A 3,766-nucleotide genomic window follows, 5' to 3' on the forward strand; every position below is an offset into this window, starting at 1 on the left:
GCATGACTTCGCCACCATCAAGCGCGTCGTCGTCGCCACCTATCAGTCGGTGTCGGGCGCCGGCAAGGAAGGCATGGACGAACTCTTTACCCAGACCCGCGCGGTCTTCGTCGCCGATGGCGTCGAGATCAAGAAGTTCACCAAGCGCATCGCCTTCAATGTCATCCCGCATATCGACGTCTTCCTCGACGACGGCTCCACCAAGGAAGAGTGGAAGATGGTCGCCGAGACCAAGAAGATGCTCGACCCCAAGATCAAGCTGACGGCGACCTGCGTGCGCGTGCCGGTGTTCATCGGCCACTCGGAAGCGGTCAACATCGAGTTCGAAAAGCCGATCACCGCCGACGAGGCGCGGGATATCCTGCGTGAGGCGCCGGGCTGCCAGGTCTTGGACAAGCGCGAGGACGGCGGCTACATCACGCCGCTGGAATCGGCCGGCGAGGACGCCACCTTCATCTCGCGTATCCGCGAGGATTCGACCATCGACAACGGTCTGTCGATGTGGATCGTCTCCGACAATCTGCGCAAGGGCGCGGCGCTGAACGCGGTGCAGATTGCCGAGCTTTTGGTCGAGCGCGGCCTGATCCAGCCGAAGAAGAAGGCGGCCTGACGGCCGTTTAGGGCCGTATCGCCGCTGCCGCGGCGGGCCCTCCGCGGGGGCGCCGGACGACCGGCGGCCCGCGGTCGCGGGCTCGGCCTTCGGCCATTAGCCGATCTCCCCCCGCGTGGGGGAGATGTCCGGCAGGACAGAGGGGGGCGCTGTCCCTCGGACCTCTCAATCGATCTCCGTTGCGCTCACTGATGTTTTTATTGGTCGTAAATGAGCGAAGTTGGCGTTCCTTCACGCCCCCCTCTGCCCTGCCGGGCATCTCCCCCACGCGGGGGGAGATCGGCAGCTTGGCCGATGCGCTTACACTTTGTTCTCCTCGGCCAGCCCGATCAACAGCTCCAGCGCTTCCTCCGCCCTGTCGGCCGGCACGAACAGATGGTCGTGGTAGAAGGCCGAAACCGGGTTCACGCCCATGCCAGCGGCGGCCAGGCGCGTGGTGATGGCGGCGAGGAAGCCGACGGCTTCCAGCGACGAATGGATGTTCAGCGTGACCATCTGGCAGCGGAATGATGCGGTCAGTGCCGCAGCGATGGCCTTCTCCTCGGTCACGATCTGTGTCACGCCCTCGCGTTCGCGAAAGATCATCACCGGTTCGAGGCCTTCCGGTTGAGCGACGCCAGGCGCCAGCGTGGCGAAGACATAGGTGCCGGCGAGCAGTTCCGGCGTCATTGATGCCAGCAGTGTCTTCAGATCGGTCTCGCCGGTCATGCGTTTTCTCTCGCCTGCAGAAATGGGCCGCAGCCCACATGCTCTTCAATATCCGCGACCGGCGCGTGCCGATAGTCCAGGCGCTGCAAGGACGACATGGCGATGTCGCCGGCGGCTGGGCTTGCGAACCTGTTGGTCGCACAATAGAGGAACTGAGGGTCGATGCCGGCCCCGTGAAAGGCCTTCGATGATCGTTCGCCCTCGCCCCACGTTTCTGCAGCTGTTCTTCATCATGCGCGGTTCGGTCGTGCCACGCATCTTGCCGCAGATATTGGGCTTTGCGCTTTATTCCGCGATCATCCTGGCCGTGGCGCGCCGGTTCCAGCTTGATTTCAGCGTCTTCAACATCACGCCTTTCGGCCTGGTCGGCGTGACATTGTCGATCTATCTCTCGTTCCGCAACAACGCCGCCTACGACCGTTGGTGGGAGGCGCGCAAGCTGTGGGGCGCGCTGGTCTTCGAAATGCGCAACCTGGCACGCGCCACCACCAGCCTCATCCCGGACCAGACCGAACAGCGCGCCTTGCTGATGGAAGCGCTCGCCTTCTGTCATTTCCTGCGCGGGCAGTTGCGCAAGATCGACAGCATGAAGGATGCCCGTGCCTTCATCGACGCCGAGGCGGACAAGGCAGCAGCCTTTTCCAATCCGGCGGATGAGATGGTCAGGCGCATGGGCCGGCGTGCCAATGCGCAGCGCCGGGCGGGCGACGTCGACACCATCGGCTTTCGTATCCTCGATGAGAGGCTCGCGTCGATCGCCGCCATCCAGGCCGGCTGCGAGCGGATCGCCGGTACGCCCCTGCCGTTCGCCTACACGCTGCTGGTGCATCGCACGGCCTATATCGTCTGCCTGCTGCTGCCGATCGGCCTGATCTCGACCACCGGTTGGGCGACGCCGCTGTTCACGGCGTTGATCGCCTATACTTTCTTCGGCCTCGACGCGCTGTCGGAAGAGCTCGAGGATCCGTTCGGCACCGAGGCCAACGACCTCGCACTCGACGGCCTCTGCCGTGTCTGCGAAATCTCGGTGTTCGAGGCGCTGGGCGAAACGCCGCCGAAGATGATCCCGGCGGAAAAGTTCTATTTTTCGTAGGCGAAGGCGCGCGGGCTTAAAAGAATCCGCCCCGCTGTCGGATCGCGGCCCCATGCCACGTCCTTGGGTCGACCCCTGCGAAAAGGGCTCGAACCATCAGGAGGGAACACCATGAGCATTTCCGAAACCGCGCCCGTATCGCCGGGCGCTTTGTGGACCGGCCGCGCGCTCAGCGGCGTCATTGTGCTGTTCATGATCTTCGACGGCGCCATCAAGCTGCCGCCGCTCGATATCGTCACCCAGACGATGGTGCCGCTCGGCTGGCCGGCCGATCCGAATGTCGCGCGCATGCTTGGCGTCATCGGCCTAATCTCGACCGCCCTCTATGCGCTGCCGCGCACCTCGGTGCTCGGCGCCATCCTGCTCACCGCCTATATGGGCGGCGCCATCGCCACCAATGTCCGTGTCGACAACCCGCTGTTCTCGCACATTTTGTTCGGCGTCTATCTCGGCATTATCCTGTGGGGCGGCCTGTATCTGCGCGATGCCAGGGTCCGCGCGCTGATCCCGTTCAGCCGTTAGATCCCGATCGAAGCATCGCTTTCAACTCGAAGCCTGAACCCTTTGCCGGGCAATGTCTCAGGGATCGAATCGCCGAGTTGCGAGTTAGAGATTCGCCTGGCGGCGGAGGCGGCTCCTATCGGAGAGGAACGACGATGAAGAAAACGATGCTTTTGATGGCGCTGCTGGTGCCGCTAGCCGCTTGTTCGCAAACGGAAAAAGGGGCGGCCGTAGGCGGCCTCGGTGGCGCCGCCGTCGGTGCGGCGGTCGCCGGTGATCCGGTTGAAGGCGCCGTTGTCGGTGGTGCTGTCGGCGCTGTTGCCGGCGCGCTGATCGGCCGGGCGAGCGAGCGTGGCGAATGCCGCTACCGCGATAGCCGTGGCCGCGTCTACATCGACCGCTGCCCGAGCGGTTATTGATCGGCAGCTCTTACAGACGGAACCGAACAGCAAAACGGCGGGCACATGGCCCGCCGTTTTCCTGGACGCGAATAGAGCAATTATTCGGCGGTGGCGGCTTCCGCCTCGGCCGGTGCAGCCGCGGCGGCCGCAACAGCAGCAGCGGCATCTTCCTGCGCCTTCTTCAGAAGGGCAGCGCGTTCCTGCGCCTTCTTGCCCGGCTCGGCCTTCTTCGGGTTGGAACGGGCGTCGCGCTTGACGAGACCGGCCTCGTCGAGGAAGCGCAGCACGCGGTCGGTCGGCTGGGCGCCATGCGCCAGCCAATGCTTGACGCGGTCGGCGTCGACCTTGACGCGTTCGCCGTCCTTGGGCAGCAGCGGGTTCCACGAGCCGATCGACTCGATGAACCGGCCGTCACGCGGCGAACGGGCGTCGGCAATGACGACGTGGTAGTAG

The 3,766-nt window shown here is 64.4% G+C and carries 6 protein-coding genes; 4 read left to right on the forward strand and 2 right to left on the reverse strand.

The annotated features are described in order from the left end of the window. Nucleotides 1-610: aspartate-semialdehyde dehydrogenase (locus tag EN943_RS35800; RefSeq protein ID WP_127416471.1), on the forward strand; the 610-nt coding region annotated here is incomplete at its 5' end. Between the two features lie 300 nt (nucleotides 611-910). On the opposite strand, the gene EN943_RS35805 is transcribed toward EN943_RS35800, so the two are convergent. Next, complete coding sequence (locus tag EN943_RS35805) at nucleotides 911-1,318, reverse strand: ACT domain-containing protein (protein WP_127416472.1); 408 nt, start codon at nucleotides 1,316-1,318, stop codon at nucleotides 911-913. 187 nt (nucleotides 1,319-1,505) lie between these two features. Here EN943_RS35805 and EN943_RS35810 point away from each other — a divergent pair, with 187 nt between their 5' ends. The 3 genes from EN943_RS35810 (at nucleotide 1,506) to EN943_RS35820 (ending at nucleotide 3,331) form a co-directional block, all read left to right on the forward strand. Beyond that, nucleotides 1,506-2,411, forward strand: coding sequence for a bestrophin family ion channel (locus EN943_RS35810; RefSeq protein WP_127416473.1), 906 nt, complete (start codon nucleotides 1,506-1,508; stop codon nucleotides 2,409-2,411). 111 nt (nucleotides 2,412-2,522) lie between these two features. Continuing rightward, entirely contained in the window at nucleotides 2,523-2,933 is a 411-nt protein-coding gene (locus tag EN943_RS35815) for a DoxX family protein (RefSeq protein ID WP_127416474.1), read from the forward strand. A gap of 134 nt (nucleotides 2,934-3,067) precedes the next feature. Continuing rightward, nucleotides 3,068-3,331, forward strand: a complete 264-nt coding sequence (locus EN943_RS35820) for a glycine zipper domain-containing protein (protein WP_024504033.1) — start codon at nucleotides 3,068-3,070, stop codon at nucleotides 3,329-3,331. An 80-nt stretch (nucleotides 3,332-3,411) separates the two neighbouring features. Here EN943_RS35820 and rpsP read toward each other — a convergent pair. Beyond that, nucleotides 3,412-3,766, reverse strand: a 355-nt coding sequence (gene rpsP, locus EN943_RS35825) for a 30S ribosomal protein S16 (RefSeq protein ID WP_127416475.1), incomplete at its 5' end; no start/stop codon positions are given.

This window comes from Mesorhizobium sp. M7A.F.Ca.US.006.01.1.1, assembly GCF_003997935.1.
Classification (GTDB): domain Bacteria; phylum Pseudomonadota; class Alphaproteobacteria; order Rhizobiales; family Rhizobiaceae; genus Mesorhizobium.

Excerpts from the sequence above, each read along its gene's own strand:
- EN943_RS35810 (WP_127416473.1), top strand. The coding sequence starts at position 1,506 with ATGATCGTTCGCCCTCGCCCCACGTTTCTGCAGCTGTTCTTCATCATG.
- EN943_RS35820 (WP_024504033.1), top strand. The coding sequence starts at position 3,068 with ATGAAGAAAACGATGCTTTTGATGGCGCTGCTGGTGCCGCTAGCCGCT.
- EN943_RS35815 (WP_127416474.1), top strand. The coding sequence starts at position 2,523 with ATGAGCATTTCCGAAACCGCGCCCGTATCGCCGGGCGCTTTGTGGACC.
- EN943_RS35805 (WP_127416472.1), bottom strand. The coding sequence starts at position 1,318 with ATGACCGGCGAGACCGATCTGAAGACACTGCTGGCATCAATGACGCCG.